Origin of the sequence: Paenibacillus dokdonensis, from assembly GCF_004916975.1 — a bacterium.
GTDB classification, from domain to species: Bacteria; Bacillota; Bacilli; order Paenibacillales; family Paenibacillaceae; genus Paenibacillus_AQ; species Paenibacillus_AQ dokdonensis.
In genome coordinates this window covers 1,249,364-1,268,214 of record NZ_STGQ01000002.1, presented here as the reverse complement: position 1 = coordinate 1,268,214, position 18,851 = coordinate 1,249,364, and the positions used below count along the sequence as shown (strand labels likewise).

At 49.5% G+C, this 18,851-nt stretch carries 22 protein-coding genes and 1 pseudogene; 8 read left to right on the top strand and 15 right to left on the bottom strand.

The features are described from left to right. The first annotated feature begins 162 nt into the window (after positions 1–162). Positions 163–1,104, top strand: a complete 942-nt coding sequence (locus tag E6W40_RS23600) for an urea transporter (RefSeq protein WP_136607990.1) — start codon at positions 163–165, stop codon at positions 1,102–1,104. A 45-nt stretch (positions 1,105–1,149) separates the two neighbouring features. Here E6W40_RS23600 and E6W40_RS23595 read toward each other — a convergent pair whose 3' ends face one another. Then, positions 1,150–1,371 carry a DUF5342 family protein gene (locus tag E6W40_RS23595; RefSeq protein WP_244864602.1) on the bottom strand — a complete coding sequence of 74 codons (222 nt, stop codon included), beginning with the start codon at positions 1,369–1,371 and terminating at the stop codon, positions 1,150–1,152. Positions 1,372–1,572: 201 nt separating this feature from the next. On the opposite strand from E6W40_RS23595, the gene E6W40_RS23590 reads away from it, so the two are divergent. Then, positions 1,573–2,097, top strand: coding sequence for a DUF1572 family protein (locus E6W40_RS23590; protein ID WP_136607989.1), 525 nt, complete (start codon positions 1,573–1,575; stop codon positions 2,095–2,097). Between the two features lie 148 nt (positions 2,098–2,245). Here E6W40_RS23590 and E6W40_RS23585 read toward each other — a convergent pair whose 3' ends face one another. Beyond that, a complete protein-coding gene (locus E6W40_RS23585; protein ID WP_136607988.1) occupies positions 2,246–2,473 on the bottom strand; it encodes a hypothetical protein in 228 nt (75 codons plus the stop codon). A gap of 155 nt (positions 2,474–2,628) precedes the next feature. On the opposite strand from E6W40_RS23585, the gene E6W40_RS23580 reads away from it, so the two are divergent. After that, entirely contained in the window at positions 2,629–3,102 is a 474-nt protein-coding gene (locus E6W40_RS23580; RefSeq protein WP_244864603.1) for a hypothetical protein, read from the top strand. 11 nt (positions 3,103–3,113) lie between these two features. On the opposite strand, the gene E6W40_RS29605 is transcribed toward E6W40_RS23580, so the two are convergent. The 4 genes from E6W40_RS29605 to E6W40_RS23565 all read right to left on the bottom strand — a co-directional run bounded on the left by E6W40_RS29605 (position 3,114) and on the right by E6W40_RS23565 (position 7,278). Further along, a complete protein-coding gene (locus E6W40_RS29605; protein ID WP_168929019.1) occupies positions 3,114–3,281 on the bottom strand; it encodes a hypothetical protein in 168 nt (55 codons plus the stop codon). A 98-nt stretch (positions 3,282–3,379) separates the two neighbouring features. Beyond that, positions 3,380–4,369: a Gfo/Idh/MocA family protein gene (locus tag E6W40_RS23575; protein ID WP_136607987.1), complete on the bottom strand. Its 990-nt coding sequence runs from the start codon at positions 4,367–4,369 to the stop codon at positions 3,380–3,382. Next, positions 4,366–5,364 (bottom strand): Gfo/Idh/MocA family protein, encoded by a 999-nt coding sequence (locus tag E6W40_RS23570; protein WP_136607986.1) that lies wholly within the window; start codon positions 5,362–5,364, stop codon positions 4,366–4,368. The genes E6W40_RS23575 and E6W40_RS23570 overlap by 4 nt, the downstream gene beginning before the upstream one ends. Positions 5,365–5,643: 279 nt before the next feature. After that, on the bottom strand, positions 5,644–7,278 hold the full coding sequence (locus E6W40_RS23565; protein WP_136607985.1) for a glycoside hydrolase family 10-like protein: 1,635 nt from the start codon (positions 7,276–7,278) through the stop codon (positions 5,644–5,646). Between the two features lie 56 nt (positions 7,279–7,334). On the opposite strand from E6W40_RS23565, the pseudogene E6W40_RS23560 reads away from it, so the two are divergent. After that, positions 7,335–7,541, top strand: a pseudogene (locus tag E6W40_RS23560) (helix-turn-helix domain-containing protein); the annotation flags it as partial. Between the two features lie 158 nt (positions 7,542–7,699). On the opposite strand, the gene E6W40_RS23555 reads toward E6W40_RS23560, so the two are convergent. Further along, entirely contained in the window at positions 7,700–8,332 is a 633-nt protein-coding gene (locus E6W40_RS23555) for an NAD(P)-dependent oxidoreductase (protein WP_136608222.1), read from the bottom strand. Between the two features lie 124 nt (positions 8,333–8,456). Further along, positions 8,457–9,149 (bottom strand): YetF domain-containing protein, encoded by a 693-nt coding sequence (locus E6W40_RS23550; RefSeq protein WP_136607984.1) that lies wholly within the window; start codon positions 9,147–9,149, stop codon positions 8,457–8,459. Positions 9,150–9,308: 159 nt separating this feature from the next. Between E6W40_RS23550 and E6W40_RS23545 the strand changes: the two genes are divergently transcribed. Together E6W40_RS23545 and E6W40_RS23540 are read left to right on the top strand one after the other, a co-directional pair. Next, entirely contained in the window at positions 9,309–9,962 is a 654-nt protein-coding gene (locus E6W40_RS23545) for an MgtC/SapB family protein (RefSeq protein WP_136607983.1), read from the top strand. 125 nt (positions 9,963–10,087) lie between these two features. Further along, a complete protein-coding gene (locus tag E6W40_RS23540; RefSeq protein WP_136607982.1) occupies positions 10,088–10,966 on the top strand; it encodes a hypothetical protein in 879 nt (292 codons plus the stop codon). 89 nt (positions 10,967–11,055) lie between these two features. Here the strand turns inward: E6W40_RS23540 and E6W40_RS23535 are convergent, their stop codons facing one another. The 4 genes from E6W40_RS23535 to E6W40_RS23520 form a co-directional block, all read right to left on the bottom strand. Next, entirely contained in the window at positions 11,056–11,283 is a 228-nt protein-coding gene (locus E6W40_RS23535; RefSeq protein WP_136607981.1) for a YezD family protein, read from the bottom strand. A gap of 150 nt (positions 11,284–11,433) precedes the next feature. Next, positions 11,434–12,294: a sulfate ABC transporter permease subunit CysW gene (gene cysW / locus E6W40_RS23530; RefSeq protein WP_136607980.1), complete on the bottom strand. Its 861-nt coding sequence runs from the start codon at positions 12,292–12,294 to the stop codon at positions 11,434–11,436. Between the two features lies 1 nt (position 12,295). After that, positions 12,296–13,135: a sulfate ABC transporter permease subunit CysT gene (gene cysT, locus E6W40_RS23525; protein WP_136607979.1), complete on the bottom strand. Its 840-nt coding sequence runs from the start codon at positions 13,133–13,135 to the stop codon at positions 12,296–12,298. A gap of 30 nt (positions 13,136–13,165) precedes the next feature. Beyond that, positions 13,166–14,266, bottom strand: coding sequence for a sulfate ABC transporter substrate-binding protein (locus E6W40_RS23520; protein ID WP_246073146.1), 1,101 nt, complete (start codon positions 14,264–14,266; stop codon positions 13,166–13,168). A gap of 358 nt (positions 14,267–14,624) precedes the next feature. Here E6W40_RS23520 and E6W40_RS23515 point away from each other — a divergent pair, with 358 nt between their 5' ends. Continuing rightward, entirely contained in the window at positions 14,625–15,539 is a 915-nt protein-coding gene (locus E6W40_RS23515) for an ArsR/SmtB family transcription factor (protein ID WP_136608220.1), read from the top strand. A 153-nt stretch (positions 15,540–15,692) separates the two neighbouring features. On the opposite strand, the gene E6W40_RS23510 is transcribed toward E6W40_RS23515, so the two are convergent. Together E6W40_RS23510 and E6W40_RS23505 are read right to left on the bottom strand one after the other, a co-directional pair. Continuing rightward, positions 15,693–16,748, bottom strand: a complete 1,056-nt coding sequence (locus E6W40_RS23510) for a lactonase family protein (protein WP_136607978.1) — start codon at positions 16,746–16,748, stop codon at positions 15,693–15,695. A gap of 246 nt (positions 16,749–16,994) precedes the next feature. Further along, entirely contained in the window at positions 16,995–17,405 is a 411-nt protein-coding gene (locus E6W40_RS23505; RefSeq protein ID WP_136607977.1) for a DUF4395 domain-containing protein, read from the bottom strand. Between the two features lie 211 nt (positions 17,406–17,616). Between E6W40_RS23505 and E6W40_RS23500 the strand changes: the two genes are divergently transcribed. Next, positions 17,617–18,198, top strand: coding sequence for an LOG family protein (locus E6W40_RS23500; protein WP_136607976.1), 582 nt, complete (start codon positions 17,617–17,619; stop codon positions 18,196–18,198). Between the two features lie 141 nt (positions 18,199–18,339). Here the strand turns inward: E6W40_RS23500 and E6W40_RS23495 are convergent, their stop codons facing one another. Next, complete coding sequence (locus tag E6W40_RS23495; protein ID WP_136607975.1) at positions 18,340–18,774, bottom strand: RrF2 family transcriptional regulator; 435 nt, start codon at positions 18,772–18,774, stop codon at positions 18,340–18,342. Positions 18,775–18,851: the final 77 nt, after the last annotated feature.

Sequence of the window (18,851 nt, the reverse complement as noted above, 5' to 3'; positions counted from 1 at the left end):
TGATTACATCGCAGCGTTATTATATCATATTTTATATATATAACAAAATACATATTAAACTTGTTATATATAATAATATCCTGTATCTTTCCTTCAAATCCTCAAATGCTAAAGGAGGTTGATTGGCAGAAACCGCCCAATACGCTAAATAAGGAGATCATAATGCAAAAAGACAAGCGAATTTCAATACGTGAAGGAGCGTTTTTTTCTTTCATTGCTACGGCCCTTAAAGGCATCTCCCAAGTCATCTTGATTGAAAATGCAGTGACAGGACTCATTATCCTTGTAGCCATCCTGATTTCCTCTGTTTCGCTCGGTATAATTGCATTGCTATCCGCATGCATAGCCACTTTCATCGGCCGATTCGGAGGAACAGATAAAACCACCGTCAATCAGGGGTTACTTGGTTATAACTCGGTGTTAGCCGGAATTGCGCTAGCCTTAAATCTGGAGGGGGGATGGCGCTGGGCCATCGCTTTGGCTGGCGCTGCAGTGGCAGCCCTTTTTACAGCCGCCATGATGCATTGGATGCGAAACTCGCAAATGCCGGTTCTTACATTCCCTTACATAATCATGACTTGGTTTCTGCTGATTGCCTCTTACCGGCTTAGCACATTCCAATTAAGTTCGAATCTCGTTCCGCAGGATCTCTCGCATTGGAAGCTTCAACCCGGAGGTACCATCGACTGGATCCACGGCTTGGTGAATGGAATTGGACAAGTATACTTTCAGGACAGCCTATGGTCTGGAATTTTGATTTTGCTCGCCGTGTTTTGGGCTAGCTGGAGACTCGGTTTATATGCCGTCTTAGGCTCGGTTATTGCCGGGTTAACCGCCTATGGATTAGGAGCAGAAATTACATTGCTGAATTTAGGGCTTTATGGATTCAATGCCGTTTTGACCATTCTGGCAGTTGCTGCCGTATTTGATGCGAAAAGCCGCTTAGCGCCACTGACAGGACTTATTGCCGCCGCTATAACGGTACCTGTTACGGCCAGCATAGACGTATGGCTCTTACCTTACGGGCTCCCTACGCTCACGATGCCATTTGTTCTAGTCACATGGCTTCTGCTGGGTGCAAGGAAGGTCATTCCGAAACTATAGAACAACCGAAAAAAGGGACCTCGCCGTCCCTTTTCTTTCATTCGGTTATGATAAGTGATCCTGCATCCTCTCATGGACCTCGGATTCCACATCATCCAAATGCTCTTCCGCAAGATCATTTTGAGGATGCGGATTAAACCAGGAAATTTCTCCATTATGGTATAGCCCTTTATATTCATTTCCTTGATAATTCAAAGAAAACTGATGCCTTTCGTGAACTTGATCTTCGAATAAAGGCTTGATAACATCAAAGTTTTCAAACAACACAAACAACCTCCCGCATTTGTTATTACTTGCATATCATGTCCATTTTTCAGTATTTTTACCATTTTTCGACAAGAATAATCCTTTCATACTAAAATCTATTTTCGCCTCATACCGTGCAATTCTGGCTTGTCCATGGTTTGCTTAGGCGCGGACATCGGTTTTATACTGTACATGAATGCAATTATTACGGAGGTGGAATAGATGAGTGATGTAATTAACGAGAGTCAGATCGGAGCAGAATATTTACGGATTGTGAACATAAAGTTCGCCGAGCTTAAAAAGTCGGCAGAGAAGGCGATCGCCCAAGTTTCCGATGATTTCAAATTGAACTGGGCCCCGAATGAAGAATCCAACAGCATCGCGGTTATCGTCAAGCATATTAGCGGCAATATGATTTCTCGCTGGACGGATTTTCTCACATCAGACGGCGAAAAGCCCGGCCGAGACCGGGATGAGGAGTTTGAAGGCATGATCGAGTCCAAGGAAGAGCTCCTTACGGTATGGAATCGCGGCTGGGATGTCTTTCTGCAGACTCTCTCGGAGCTGAAGGGCGAGGACCTGCTCCGAACCGTTTATATCCGGCAGCAGCCGCACTCGGTACTGGAAGCCATCGAGCGCCAAATGTCGCATTACTCAAGCCATGTTGGCCAAATCATCTATGCCGCCAAAATGATCCAGGGCGATGACTGGCAGACGCTCACCATTCCGCGGAGAAAGAATGCTTAATAGTTTTTTGCCGCCGACTTGTCCTTAGAATCAGAGGCATTTATCTGAATCTGAATTTTCCCGGTCTATGAATATCAGGAATTTTATAAAAACCTAAAAACAGCCTCCCGATCCGAGCTTGCGGCGGGGAGGCTGTCTTCTTTTATCATCACATTTTACTTTTAATCCCGCTGTTAAGCCGATGTCTTTTCTCCGCCCTCTTCCGGGTCTCAAGCTCCTTCTGCTGATTGATCAGCACCACACCCAGCATAGCGATTACAATACTAAATCCGACAATCGGCACCAAGAACGGATCTCCACCAGAAAATAAAATCACCATAAAAAGAACAAGTGCCGCACCGCAAAATATACCGAGCCCGGCCATGAATTTCCCCACTTGGTTCCGCCTCCTTTTTAAAAGACCATTTAGAATAATATAAGAACCATCATCAACATACCTTTACCAATAAGAGCACGGCATCTCCCTGTAACCTTTTTAGTGTCTGACGACTATGCTGTAGCAAGGATTATAATGGGCAAGGAGAGAACCGAATGATGAAACCGGAATATTCCTTTATCCATGCCCGGCTGAAGTCGGGAAGATATACGATGAACAAGCTGGCATCCGCAGGCCTGACACTGATGATGCTTATGCTGCTGTCACGTGTGCTGCCAATGCAGGAGACCCCTTGGGGCGCGCAGAGCGACGATCTTCTCATTTCGCCGGAAGTATGGGTCTACAGCTATGCCATGCTGATTTCCATTGCATCGGACGCGATACTGGCCGTGCTGCCCCCGCTAAACCGTCTGAAGCAGGCTTCCTTGTATGCGGCGGCTGCCTACACTGCCTTTTACTGCCTGTTTATCAGAACGCCGGAGTTTGACGGATACCCGGAGCTGGCAGCAGCAGCGGGCGTATGCACCATACTGATCTTCTTCACAGGCAAGCGCATTTTCTCCGATCATTCCTTGTTCACGCCTTTGTTTGCGCTTGTCGTTCCGCTGATTTGTCTATTTTTTCTGTAGTGCCTTATAGACTATATTATTCTCATAAGCAGTTCCACCGGGGCCACGATGATGGTCCACGCTCCTTTGAGCACCAGCGTAACCTGATGTGCCGTTGCATAATGTACCGCAGCTGCCATCCGATCACGCTGTATTTCCTTGGTGGACAAGCCGGCGAGCCATAGCGAAGTGTCCAACAATAAATAGGCTGCCCCTGGGTCAAATCGACCTTATGGGGCAGCCGCCTCCAAAATAACCTCTTCAAATTAAGTCGAACAGCCAGCCTGCTGTCTTAGTCCTACCGCCTCAGTTGAACCGGCTGGCCTGTACGGGCTGATTCGTACGCGGCAAGCCCCACACGAGCGGAACGGTAACCATCCTCGCCTGTCACCAGAACCGGCTGGCCCTGGATAATACGATCCACAAAGCTGTTAACCAGCTCGGTATCCATATCATCCCCCCAGTAGCTCCAGTTGGCTTTCCCGGCTGCATCACTGTACAGATCGTTCTTTTGCGCGAAAGCATCGATGGAAAGTGACCCTTTTGTACCGATAACCTCCAAGGTCACATCGCCCCACGTCGGGAAACTGCTCGAACGGGACCAGCTCGGGTCCAGCACGGCAAATACGCCGTTTGCAAACTTCACATGCACCATGCCTGCATCATCGATGTCCGTTTCATGAAACAAGGTTTCGGCGTGGGCATATACTTCCTCAACCACGCTACCTGTAAACCAGTGCATCAGGTCCATGACATGGACCGTATGATCAAGAACCGCGCCACCGCCGGAATGCTCCTTCTCAATGAACCATCCGCCCGGCATCGTACCGCGGTTCGTTCCTTTCATGGCAACAATCTCACCGATTTGACCTTCATCAATCGCTTGTTTGGCCTGGCGAACCGCCGTCAGATAACGGCATGGGAAGGCAGTCATCAGCTGGACCCCCCGATCCCTGCACACCTGAATCATACCGAGCATTTCCTCTTCAGACAAACCAAGAGGCTTTTCACAGAGGACATGCTTGCCTGCTTCGGCTGCTTTAAGAGTAAGCTCCGCATGACGGGCGTTCTCCGAACAGATCACAACCGCATCCACGTCCTGAGCCAGCAGCTCGTTATAATCTGCGTAATAGGAAATCCCTTTACCCGTGGTAAACGGGGCAACCCGTTCGGCATCCTCATCGGCGATACCGACCACTTCCACATCACTTCTCCCCAGCATCGCGTGCAAATAACTGGCGGCATGCATATGGGCGAAACTAATAAAACCTACTTTCATCTTGATCATGACGTCATCCCTCCCATGCGGACGGGCTGTCCTGTCCGTGCCGATTGTTCGCAAGCCAGCGCAATCTCAATAGCCCGGCAAGCATCGGCTGCACTTACGATGGGCTCACTGCCCTCACGAATGCATTCGATAAAATGTTGTACTTCCAAATAATAAGGATCATGCAGTACCGGACTGGACGGCACCTGAACGGCTTCCTCCGTTCCGCTTCCGCTGGACGCGATCTTAAGATCCAGTGATTGAACTTGATTGCTGTCGAAGCGGATGATCCCCCCGTCACCGGATATTTCAAACTGAGTCGTAAACGGCCCCGCATATCCCCAGAAACCGGTCAGGTTGGCAATCGCCCCACTGCTGAATTTCATCGTCACCTGAGCGTACTCCATCCCGTTCAGGTCAGGACTTGTAACCGAAGCATATACAGACTCCACATCACCAAACATCCAGCAGGCAAAATCGATGTCATGAATGATCAGATCCATAATGATTCCGCCGCTCTTGGCCCGGTCATGGTACCAAAAATCCACTCCTTGCGGATAAGAGCCGCAGCGCTTGAAATGCGCCATTTTGGCCTCGCCAATTGTACCGGATCTCACTTGTTCAAGCGCATTCCTGTAGTTCGGGAAGAAGCGGACGACATGGCCGATGAACAGCCGGACGCCATGCTGGCTGCATGCCTCTTCCATTTCTTTGGCGTCTTCAACCGTCAGTGCTGCAGGCTTCTCACAAATCACATGCAGTCCGCGCTGCGCGAGGCTCAGTACGAATGTTTTATGCAAGTAGGTAGGCAGGCACACGGCTACGGTTTCCGGCCGCTCTTTCTCCAGCATCTCCTCCCAGTTCGTATATGAAGCAGCTCCGCTGACTGCCGCAGCTTGATCGGCACGCTCCTGAATCAGGTCTGCAACGCCCGATACCTGAACTCCCGGCATATTCCCCAGGTTATGTGCATAAGTCAAACCCATGGTTCCGCACCCGATAATTGCGATGTTCAAGATAATCCCTCCATCTCTTTTTATATGATGTGGTTTGATCCGTGATTGCCCATTTACCAGCAGCCATTGATTGGCCGCTTTTTTCACAAGCGATGGTATCTTAAATATTCTCTACTTCATCCGGAATACCCTGCCGGACAAGCTTCATTTTGGGATCTGTTCGAGAAGCTATATAGCTCGGTACTGGAAGTTTACCGAGGTGGGCTGACATCAGGCGGGCAATCCGTTATAAAACAAATAACCGCCCGTATCCTGACATTCAGGATGCGGGCGTTCTTGTTACAATTCGCCCTGGTTCTTGTTCTTGTAAATTTTGATGATGTGCTCCGCATACTTCAGATCGTACATCATCCGATTCTTCACTTGCTCGTTTACGGAGGAATCCTGACTGAGCTTTTTCATCAGCTGCTGCAGATCTCCATCGAGCTTAGCTGCCCTCTTGTCGATGGTCTTATTTTCGTTCAAGCGGTTGATGAGCACCTTTAGATCCTTTTTATAATCCTTTACATTCGTCATTCCTTGGTTCGGTACGTAAATTTCATCGATTTTCCGATCCATTTCCATCAAAATCGTCTTTACGGACAGCCCAGGATGGCTGAATGGAACGATCGCCTTATTCCGGTACACTCCCTGCTTAAGCGGCACATTGTATTGATCGCCAAAGTATGACAAAAATTCGAAATATGCACTGCCTGACGTTCCGTTTTTCTGCGTCTCATTCGCCTGCTCAACAAGCACCGGACGGGATACCTTGGCCTGTGGTCCGAGCCCCATCGTCACGTAAGAGAGAGCGCCGGCAAGCTTCATCGTCTCTTCTGCATCATGGACAACCGCTTGAGCATCCAGCTTATAGGACATAGGGAATATATTGTCCAGGTAGCCCTGCTGCAGCCACAGCCCTGCTTCCTGCAGCTTGTAATACGGATTACTGTAGAAATCGGAATACACGGCTGCGCTAATGGCCAGCCCCGGTGAAGCCTCTTTCAATTGCGATACAAGCTCTTTAACAAATCCTGTAATGATGTCCATGCGAAACTGCCATTCCGGCCAAAGCGGATCTCCCGGATGAAGATTCACCGGATCTACATCGGTTTTATTTTTCTTCATAAACTCATTACGGGTATAGGCGTCATAGCCATAATCGATGTCTGTTCCGTAATTGTCGGGATAACGGATATAATCCAGATGCAGCCCGGCAACCGGATATCGGGTCACCAAATCGCTATAGAGAGCGGCAATGAATTTCCTTACTTCCGGAAGGGCAGGATTCAGCCAGTAAAACGTATGGCCATCCACTTCCCAATAATCAGCCCCATCGCGGCGGATCATCGACCATTCCGGCTTTTCCTCCATCTTATTTCCCTCAAGAAACGCATTCTCCACCCACACATGTATCTCCAGGCCGAGTTCATCAGCTACATCCAAGTACGCCTGAAGGACATCAAACCCCTTATACATCGGATTTTGAGGCGCAAGCGGATTGCTCGACGGGTAAATGGTATATCCGCCCCACCATGTTTCCACATATACCTGATTCAGATTCGCATCAGCGATGAGTTTCAGATGCTGACGAACTTCATCGATGTTCGTCTCTAGTGGACGAATCCAAATGGCACGATGCTCGACCTTGCGAGATTCCATATTCAGGTTAATAACCTCATCCATCAAGCTGTCCAGCGCTGCTGATTTCAAAGTCATCTGATCGTATGCCTGCTGCTCAATCAGCTTCGCTATCTCCCCGCGAACGTTCTTGGCTTCGGCAATTTTCTGTTCGATCTGTGCATAAGGAACGTCCATATACATTTCCTTCGACTTCTGCAGCAGCGCCGTCGAAGTTTCGATGCGGTAATCGGCCCGGTCCAGGGAAGATTGCGGCGTCAGCATGACCACGATTTCTTTATCGGTACGATTCATACTTACGGTCGCACTCAGTTTAGCGTAGTTCTTCAGCCAGTCCGCAATATTTCAAGAAAATGATGGGGGTCTCATTTACCGACTATGTGAACCGCCGAAAGATCCAGAATGCGGTGCGGCTCCTGCTAACCCAAAATATGAAGGTGACGGAGATTGCCGAAGCGATCGGAATCGAAAATATGGCACATTTCTACGAGCTGTTCAAAAGATATACGGGCTGCAAGCCTAAGGAATACATGGCCAAGCTGCGTGCAGAATCTTGACCCGGTCAGGCATCCCCCTAAAAAAAGCCTCTCCCGGCGGATAAACACCAAGAGAGGCTAATTCAGTCGTTATAGAGACGCCGTATTTTGTAGCATGTTACTTCACGGGCCAAGAGATAAACGATAGGCACAGCTGCACAGCTCAAGTCGTTCTTGCCTTAATACCCCGCCGTGAACCTTGAGGCCACAAAGTACGGATCCTCCATCTCATCCATCAATGCTGCGGCCAAATCGCCGGTTGAAATCCGGCTGCTGCCAAGCTCATCGGTAATCAAGCGGTCGATGCCAACCCTGAAGTTTCCGATGCGGCGCCCATCCTCCAGCACAGCTGCCGGGCTGAGATAAGTCCACTCCAAGTCTGACTGGCTGTAGATCTCATAAGCATCGGCATGCGCTTTGGCCAGTGGAAAGACCTCCGCCGGGAAGGATGGCGTATCCATGAGCCGGACTCCTTCATCCGTCATCAGGCTGCCTGCGCCGCCTACAACCAGCAAACGCTTCACACCGGAGCGGCGCACGCCTTCGACCAGAGAGCGTGCCGCCTCCACCAGTTCTTCCTCCGAACCGAACTTGGGACCGTAAGCGCTGATAACCGCTTCGCGTCCTTTCGTATGCTCGGATACGGATGCCGGGTCAAGAATATCCCCCTGCACCACATGCAGACGTTCATGCTTTTCGCTTAACCGGGATACATCACGCACTACTGCCGTCACTTCATGCTCACGGCTCAGCGCCTCTTTCAGCAAAGCCTGTCCAACCGTGCCGGTTGCGCCAAATATCGTTATATTCATCGGGTGAATAGTTTCTGTCATGAAATAATCTCCTCTATATCATTTTGCTATAATCACTTATGCATGTACTCCTATTTTACCCTCAAAATCCGTTTCATGCCCAAAAATCTTCATGTTTCATTCATTAGCCATGTCTTTCATGCTTATGCTCAAGAACGAATAGCCCCCGCCCTTCCTGCCATTCCACATACGCAATGTTTTCAAGCTCGGTATGTCCGTTTTGCCTCAGCTGCTCCATCAGCCAGATCTTATTTTCACCCAGGGACTTCAGCGCCTCCTCATTGATCCGCCCTTCCTCGAGCAGATTATAAGTGAGTCCTGGCTCATCATCTGTAAGCTTCAAATCGGATTTTTGCACCGTTTCATACTCTGTATTTTTCATAACGCTTAGTGATCCGTTCGTTTCAAAGATGGCATAGGATACCTCCCGCACGGAAAAAATATCCTTTTGACGAAGCATCATCAGCAGCTGCTCAAAATCCAGGCGGTTCCGCTTCATTTCCCGGATGTCCACCTCACCGTTGCGGATCAGGATGGAGGGCGAGCCTTCCAGAGGTCCGCGGGTTTTCCTGGCATATTGGGTTACTTTTTCAAATACATAAGATAAAATAAACCATATAGCCAGCGAAAATAAAAGCTGACCTATATGAACGTCTTCCTGATATACGGTATTCCCCACCAATTCACTCAGCATGAGTGAAGATATAAAATCAAAGGGAGTAAGCTGGGAAATTTCCTTTTTGCCCAGAACGCGCGTCATCACCCAAAGGCCGAGAAAACCGATAATCAATTTAACGGAAATCATTCCCAAGTCCATAGCAAAACCTCCCTGGCAAGTCCTTTTGATATCTATTTACCCACCAGAGACACCGGTTGAAAAATAGCTTGTTTGAAGTTTTAAAGGAAGTTTTAGAGGAATATGGGTAATAGTTCAGGAACTCTTTCGTATCGTTTTCTTAAAGGAGCTGATGAATGCATGATTACAGAATACATTATCCGTTTGGCGGTAGCCGGGCTGCTCGGGGCCGTTATAGGTCTGGAGCGTGAGCTGAGGGCCAAGGAAGCTGGGCTCCGAACCCACTTTCTCGTGGCCGTCGGCAGTGCGCTAATCATGCTGGTATCGCAATACGGTTTTTCCCAAGTATTAGACCATGATCATATTGCGCTTGATCCCAGCCGTGTAGCTGCCCAGGCGGTCAGCGGCATCGGTTTTCTCGGAGCAGGCATGATTATTATTGAACGTAAAATGGTACGCGGTCTCACGACAGCCGCAGGGGTATGGGCTACCTCCGGCATCGGACTGACTATCGGCTCTGGCATGTATGCTGCCGGGATCAGCGCAACCATCCTTGTCATGATCGGGCTTGAGCTGCTCAGCATGATCTTTAAAACCGGCAGATCACTGAATATCTCCTTCGAGCTGGAATCCAAGGAATCCGTGCAGCCGATTCTGGATTCGCTTACCGCGAGAAAAATCTCTATCTCCTCCTATGAGATGGATCAGGATCCGGAACGTCTTGGCATGTATCATCTCAAAATTGAAGGTAAAGCCAGACATAACGGCACGCTGCAGGAGCTTCTGAAGGATCTCGACAATTTGCCGCATATTTTATCCGCGAAGCTGGAATAAATCAGGCATATAAAATGAATAAAGTTTTACGCTGATCTTTAGTTCAATTCATGTAATTGAAATCTTGTAATCCGGAGCCTGTTATGCAATAGTGAAGACAAAAGCGATGAAGGAGGGATTCGGCGTTGTACCTTGCGGCTTGGATTGATGCAAATGATATCACCGATACGCAGTCCAGAATCATCGTCACAGGACTTGCGGTCATTCTTTTTCTATGGCTGTACATTCGTACCGCCCGTTCCTTCAAAAGCGCGGCAACGGCTCGGCTGGATTGGCTTCGGCAAACACTCGGGCTTTACTCCCGGGCAGCAGGTATGCTGGACGGTGATGGAGCAGTGGATTCCCCGGCTGAGCATGAGCAAGAAACAGAATCCCTGATCCTGCTGCTGCAGCAGTGCAAGGCGGCTCCCTTGATCACAACGGAGCTGCTGGAAGCCATCGACGCCTATTTAAAAGAGCGGGACAGCTCGCGTCATACACAACTGCAAAAGATGCTGGAGAGAGAGATCCGCCGGCGCATCCGCGAGCAGGCGTCCATTATCCGTTCGCTGGACAATCCAGGCTGGGGCATCGGCTTTTGGAAGCTGATCCGACCTGCCATTCCTTTCGCAGCCCTGGTGCTGATTCTATACTGGTGCCTGCAGATGTATCAGGATTTTCATGGACCCGATATCCCGGCATTATCATGGACAAGCGCTGAGTTGTGGATACGGTTCGTCTCCTGTCTGGCAGCAGTGATTTCCTTCTACCTCGCCGTTATGACCCCCAGAAAGGATTCAACCAAGGTATCCTACCGTATTCTGGCTTTATTCATTAGCGCTGCTGCGCTGGCACATTTCGCCGGCTTAACTGCCGCACCCTACATATTAGCAGTCCAATTCATTCTTTTTCTGGTCGGATTCGGAATTCATCCGAAGCGTTCAAGACGCGATCGGCCCTACGCAGGCTCTACGGAATTACTCGAAGCTTCAACAGATATAGAACGCATAAAGCCAGAAAAATAACCCGTTGACGGACACTCAACGGGTTTTGCTTGTAATGAATCTTATTTCAGCTTCCTGCCTGTTCGCATTCCTTAGCAGCTTAATCAAGCCTATCGATGATCCCGGGCCGTCTTTTTCAGGTCCTGCCTGGTTCTTGCCTTGATCCCCGTCTTCGCTGCTTTGACAGGCATATTCTCGAAACGCTTCCGCTCGGTCCGTTCCATCTGCACGATTTGGCCTTCATGCACGACGATATGTAGAGAGCCGAATTCCATGTCATTTAACTGGCCCGCGATCCGCTCAAGCCATAACTGATCCACCTGAAGCCCCTTTGCCATGACGCATCCTCCTTTGCCCTCCGAACGTTTTTTAGCGTTTTCTGCTTTATTCCCATTCGATCATGATCATTCGCGCATTATTCATTCTTTTCCAACCTATTTACTATGTTTAATGTTTACAGTTACATTATCATGCCGCCAAAAAGGCTGTCAATGCGCATTTTTCCGGCCGTAAAAACTTTTGATGAAAAGCGTGGCCAACGCCAGCAGCAAAAGCAAGGACGCGACCGCAAAGGAAGCGGAGAACTGATATTCGTTGTACAGGATTTCCACATGCAGCGGCAGTGTGTTCGTTTCTCCCCGGATATGTCCGGACACAACGGATACCGCTCCGAATTCGCCCATCGCTCTGGCGTTGCAAAGAATAATGCCGTAAATAAGCCCCCATCGGATATTCGGCAGCGTCACCCTCGTGAAAACAACCCAGCCCTTGGCTCCCAGTGTGATGGCAGCCTCCTCTTCCTGCTGCCCTTGATCTTCCATCAGCGGGATCAGCTCTCTTGCCACGAAGGGGAACGTCACAAACAGCGTTGCCAGCACGATCCCCGGCACAGCATAGATGATTTTGATATCATGATCCGCGAGCCAGGGACCAAACCAGCCGTTCGCTCCAAACACCAGCACGAAAATCAATCCGCCAATAACCGGCGAGACAGCAAAAGGCAGATCAATCAGTGTAATCAGGACGCCCTTGCCCTTAAACTTGAATTTCGTTATCGCCCAGGCGGCGGCGACCCCGAAGATCGTGTTCAGCGGAACCGTAATCAGTGCCACCAGCAGTGTTAGCTTCAGTGCTGACAGTGCATCCGGATCCGATAAAGCACTGATATAGACATCCCATCCCTTTTTCAGCGCCTGCGTCAGAACCACGGCAAGCGGTAGCACAATCAGCCACAGAAGCACCAAGCCTGCTACCCCAATCAGCAACCACTTCACCCACCGTGCCTCTGTTGCCGCCTGCGAAGCTTGCACCGGGCGTACCGACGCGGCTCCGGGTAATGTACCGGCCATATTATACCGCCTCCTTTTTCCGGCTGGACCATCGCTGCAGCGAATTGATCACGAGCAGCATCAGGAAGGAGATTAACAGCAGCAGAACAGCTACCGCCGCGGCTCCCGCATAATCATATTGCTCCAGCTTGGACATGATGAGCAGCGGTGCGATCTCCGTTTTCATCGGCATATTGCCTGATATAAATACAACGGAGCCGTACTCCCCTATTCCCCGAGCGAAGGCAAGCGCAAAGCCCGTAAGCAGCGGGGGCACAAGGCCTGGAAGGATGACCATCCGGAACGTCCGGAATCTTCCCGCTCCCAGTGTTGCCGATGCCTCCTCCGCGTCACGTTCCGCATCCTGAAGAACCGGCTGCAGCGTCCGGACGACGAAAGGCAGGCCGATAAACATCAGCGCCAGCGTAATACCTAGCTGCGAGAAAGCCGCCTTGATCCCCAGCGGCTCAAGCAGGGAGCCGATCCAGCCGTTCGGAGCATACAAGGCAGTCAGCGACACCCCAGCCACCGCTGTAGGCAGCGCAAACGGCAGATCGATCAGCGCGTCACATAGCCGCCTTCCCGGAAATTCATAACGCACCAGAACCCAGGCCAGCAAAAGACCAAGCACCGCATCAATCAATGCAGCGGCGGCGGATGTGGTAAAGCTGATACGGTAGGAGGCGAGTACGCGCGGATCTGTCGCCACCTGCCAGAATTTAGCCCAGTTCAGTCCGGTCGAATTAATCAGCAGCGCGGACAGCGGCAGCAGAACGACCAAGCTTAAATATGCAACACTGTACCCCATCGTAAGGCCAAAGCCGGGAAGTACCCGGCTCCGCCCTGTCCTCACTTGGGTCATGACTTATCATCCTCTCCTGGCCTGCCCGCTTTATTTGCCCGGCGTATAGATTTGGTCGAACACGCCGCCGTCTTTGAAATGCTTGGTTTGCGTTTCTTCCCATGTTCCAAAAACATCCTTCAGCGTAAACAGATTAATAGATTTAAACGTATCCTTGTATTGATCAAGTACGCTGGCAAGTGTCGGCCGGTAAAAGTTTTCAGCGGCTATTTTTTGTCCCTCTTCCGAGTACAGGTACTTCAGGTAAGCTTCTGCAACTTCACGCGTGCCCTTCTTGTCGACGACTTTATCCACGACAGCAACCGGAGGCTCTGCCAGAATACTGATAGAAGGATAGATGATATCGAATTTATCAGGCCCAAGCTCCTTCACAGATAAGAGTGCTTCATTCTCCCAAGCCAGCAGGACATCACCGATCCCCCGTTCAACGAATGTCGTCGTTGCTCCGCGGGCCCCGGTATCCAGTACCGGCACATGCTTGAAGAGGTCGCGGACGAATTCCTTCGCTTTTTCCTCATCATTGTTATTTTGTTTCAATGCGTATCCCCAAGCGGCCAAGTAGTTCCAGCGTGCTCCACCAGAAGTCTTCGGATTAGGCGTGATTAACTGTACATCGCCCTTGATCAGATCATTCCAGTCCTTAATTTGCTTGGGATTGCCTTTGCGCACCAGAAACACAATAGTGGAGTTGTACGGCGTGCTGTTCAGATCGAATTTATTTTGCCAGCCCTCATTGATCAGTCCTTTTTTCTGAATGGCATCAATGTCATAGCCCAGAGCAAGTGTTACCACGTCCGCCTCTAATCCGTCAATGACGGAACGGCTTTGTGCACCGGAGCCGCCATGCGACTGCTTAATGTTTACCTTTTGTCCCTTTTCTTTTTCCCAATAGGCTGCAAAGGCTTTGTTGTAATTCTCATACAGCTCCCGGGTCGGATCATAAGACACATTCAGCAGGTTAATTTCTTTGGCGCTGGTCTTGGCTTCAGTGCTTTGACTCTTGCTTTCCGCCGGGGCTCCGGCTCCGTCCTTGGAACCGCATGCCGCAAGCGCCGCCGTCATTAGCAGCACCAGACCGATCACCGCTCCTCTTTTTGCCGTCCTGATCCCCATATTCCCTATTTTCCTCATTGTCCCCACTCCCATATTCTAAATATTGGTTTTGACCCGCCCGGCAGTCTGCCAGCCCATAAAAAAACGGAGAAACCCTGTCCAAATCATGGCGCATTCCCGTGAATGCGGCCCATAATTCGTTTCAGAGGTTCCTCCGTTTGTACGGCGAGAACGATGTGAATGCAATTTTATTACAATTATTCCTACCTGTTTAGTGTGTTATAATCGTATTGTAATCACTGCCTACACCTTCGTCAATCCTTTTTTAAGGAAATTGTTGGATTACATGCTCAATACATGGTTCATATTGGAAAATCATTATATAATTGTGAATATAGGTTTCATTCTAAAACCTGAATGGAGGTTTGTCATGGAACTGGAACTGGATACGTCAACCCATTCCCTTCCCGTCTATGAAGCTCTGGCCAGCAGCGTAAGGCTGAGTATCCTTCAGCTTCTTTCCACGCGGCAGATGAATGTGCGCGAGTTGGCGGAAGCCCTCAGCTTGAGCAGCGCCATCATGACCATGCATGTCAAAAAGCTGGAGAAAGCCAGGCTGATTACAACCAAAATGGCCCCCGGCAAAGGCGGCGTGCAAAAAATTTGCACCCTTTCCGCCAAAAAAATCGAGATTACCCTACCTACGTCCCCTGGACTTCACCGCAAATCCCATCAAACCGAGGTGTCTGTCGGTCATTATACGGATTTTGACCTGCTGCCCTCCTGCGGAATTGCGACGGTGGAGCATACGATCGGGGAATATAACGAACCCAGATACTTCTGGTATCCCGAGCGCGTTCAAGCCAAGATGCTTTGGTTCAGCCGCGGGTATATCGAGTACAAGGTTCCCAACTTTCTGCTCGACAGCCAGAATCCTGAGGAGCTGGAAATCACTTTCGAGTTGTCTACCATGCTTCCTTTCCATCCTGGCAATGAGCCGGCCGGCGTCGTCTTTTCTTTCAATAGCATTGAGCTCGGAAAATGGTCCGGTCAGAAATATCTGGGTACAAGCCGTGGCATCCATACCCCGGCTTGGTGGTCCGATCCGGTCAGCCAATGCGGCCTGCTGAAAACGCTGCGGATTACCCGAAGCGGCACCTATATCGATGGAAAAAGAATTTCCGACGTTACGCTTGACATTCTTCCCATCCGGGACAAGCAGTGGACCTTTCGGATTGCCGTACCTGAGCAGAACGGCAGTTCCACCGGCATCACCTTGTTCGGGAGAGGCTTCGGCAATCACCAGCAGGATCTTCTGTTTCATCTGTATTACACCGAGCAGGAAGCCTAGCCTTCAGCATCTTGTTATAAGGTCGATCCTGCCTGGAGACATAAGGGAACTGCTGCAATTTTCTTATTCCGGCTGCTAAGCTTCCCATTCAAAAAGAAAGCAGTCTCTGCATCATGCAGAGACTGCCTTTTTTGTTGAATCCGGCTTACAGATTTAATGTTTACATTTGGCGACTGGCAGAATACATACAGGCTTAGGTACCTCCAGCACGTAACCAGTTGGTGTCAGCCGTCCGTTTTCCTTATTAATTTTAAAAGAAACGATATTACTGCTGTTCTGGTTCGCAGCCAGCAAATAGCCGCCTTTGAAAATAGCGAAGTTGCGTGGTGTCTTGCCGTTTGTGGACACCCATTCTACTGCCGTCAGCATGCCCGTGGACGGGTTGATATGATATAGCCCAATGCTGTCTTCACTGCGATTCGAAGCATACAGAAAACGTCCGCAAGGCGTTACATGAATGTCCGCGCTTGCGCTTCCCCGGACAGCACCTTCCGGAAGGGCCGAAATGGTCTGCAGGAGCTTCAAATCGCCTGCCTGCGTGTTCAGCGCATAAACGGTCACCGTATCATCCAGCTCGTTAATTCCATAAGCCCACTGGCCCGATGGATGGAAATCGAAATGACGGGGTCCCGCTCCGGGAGCCGTTTTTACGGCATGATGCGACACCAGCTTGCCTTCCTCCAGGCGATAAAAGATAACTTCATCCAAGCCCAGATCGCATACAAGCACGTATTTACCCTTGGGATCCTGGAATACAGAATGCGGATGTGGTCCTTCCTGGCGGTCTTGATTGATGCTGCTGCCGCTATGCTGAATCAAACTGCTTGGCGTAAGCTCGCCGTTGTCACCAATTGAGTAGGCATTCACATGCCCGCTTGTGTAATTGGCAACCAGCACATGGCTTCCATCCTGGGTTAGCGAAATGTAGCAAGGAGCCGATCCTTGCGTCGGCTTGCGGTCCAGCAGATGCAGTTCGCCTGTTTCCGAATCAACCGAATACGCATACACTTCTCCTGCATCTGTCTCACTAACCGCATACAGCCGGTCTTTGTCCGCATTCATGGCCAGAAAAGACGAATTGGCGATGCCATCCGTGCTATTAACGATCTCCATACGCCCGCTATGTAAGTCCAAGGAACATTGGAAGATCCCCTGTTCATCCGCTCCGGTATACGTACCGGTGTAAAACAAGCTTGTGTTATCACTCATGTCCAAATCCGCTCCTTCGTCAGCTTTTCATGTCATAAATAAAGATCTTTCCGTTATTCCTACAATAAAGGTTTACTTGTCTCTCGGCAATGTTAACTTGTCTCTTGATCTTTACTTCTCTCTTAAACCATTACCCGTTGCTGCTGCCACTTCAACAGAATACGAAGATTGCCCTTAATACAGCAAAAAAAGCACTCCAAGCGCCGGACGGGCGAAAGGCAGTGCCGATATATGTTTAAGCTTGGATTACATGCGTATCTTTCTTCTGGCTTTGAACTGCTTGTATTGAAAATAAACCGTGCAGCCGATGCAGTAGCCGCAAATGGCAGCAAAAGCAGCAAGAAACAGCATCGCGGCAAATATATAGCCTAGAAAAGGCAGCTGGATCAGAAAGGACAGCAGGGACAACGTCAGAAAAATCACTGCCAGCGTGTTATTGAAGCGCTGAAGCTCCTGAGCCTGAGTAGGCGCCCCCTTCACTTTCAAAAAAGGCTTTGCCAGCAGCACAAACAGGTTTTTACCCGTTAGAAGTCCAACTACCTGTATCACCAACAGTGCCAGCAAAAGATAAGGCTGATCAAACACCGCGGTTAATATGACAAACAGAACAATTCCGATCTGATTCGCTTTCACATAGGGCTCGGGAATTTCTTTCACCGGGAACACCCCTTTCTTGAATCCAACTATATTATATTATTCCTATAAGATCAATATGAATTAAATTTGAAAATATACCTACAAAAGCCGGGCTTTTTTAACGTGTAAAAGAAAAAATGATGTGCTTCGGTTAACCATCCTTCATCCGGTCTAGGATATAATATAATGGCATCGACAGTCAGAGATACAACTTGCGAGGAGGAGATACGGAGTGAAATCGGTAGCTGTATTTTGCGGCTCCAGTATTGGGGCATCCGATGTTTATGCGGAAGGTGCGAAGAAATTAGGCAATGAACTGGCGCAGCGCGGGATTACATTGGTATACGGAGGATCAAGCGTAGGTGTGATGGGAGCTGTCGCGGATGCCGTCTTGGCTGGAGGCGGACAAGTCATCGGGGTTATGCCCGGTTTTCTGGACAAAAGGGAAATATCCCACAAGCACTTAACAGAACTGATCATTGTGGACTCCATGCATGAGCGGAAGGCTAAAATGGCTGAGCTGGCCGAAGGCTTCATGACCCTTCCTGGAGGACCGGGCACCATGGAAGAATTCTTCGAGGTATTCACCTGGGCCCAACTTGGACTTCACCGCAAGCCGCTTGGATTTCTTAATATCAATGGTTATTATGATCCTCTGCTGGAATTCTTTCAGCATATGGCGCATGAGCAATTTTTGCATGAAAAATATCTGTCGATGGCCCTTGTGGATACGGATGCAGGCCGCCTGCTGGATCAATTTAGTACATATGAGCCTCCAGCCGTTAAAACCTTTCTCAGACCCGGCCAGACTTAAAAGAAAACGAAAAACAGACTGGGAAGCTTACTCTGCTCCCGGTCTGTTTTGCTATACCGTTTATTATTGGATGGCGATTGTGAACGAAAAAAGCAGCCTCCATAATTCAGGACGCCGCTTTGTATGAAGTACATATTCGATTTAAATCAGATCCGTCGTTCCTGCCTCTTCGATCTGCCGTTTGACATCCGCCATTGTAATTCCGTCCAGATAACGCTCGAGCGCCGATTCCCCGCCGCTGTATATTTGATCCATAATCCCCTTGATATTAGCCGCAACCTCGCAAGGCAGCTCATCACCGCCGGAGCACCAGCTTGGCTTCAGGGAACCCTGGGCAAGCAAACGATACAAGTCTCCAAGCGTCGCATTCTCTGTGACGGGATTCAGCAGATATCCTCCGCCAACCCCTTCTTTTGTTGCCACATACCCATGCTTGCGCAGCAGGCCAAGCACTTTGCGAATGCGGGCAGGATGCGTACAGACGCTTCTCGCAATCTCTTCACTGTTAGCCATATGATCCTCTTTTAAGCTAAGAAGGGTTAAACAATGGACGGCAATGTTAAATTCACTATTCATTTTAGCTCCTCCTTATACTGTAATTATATGGTTAACAGTTGGTAATGTCAACCTGACACGGCCACTTTCGGTTTCTT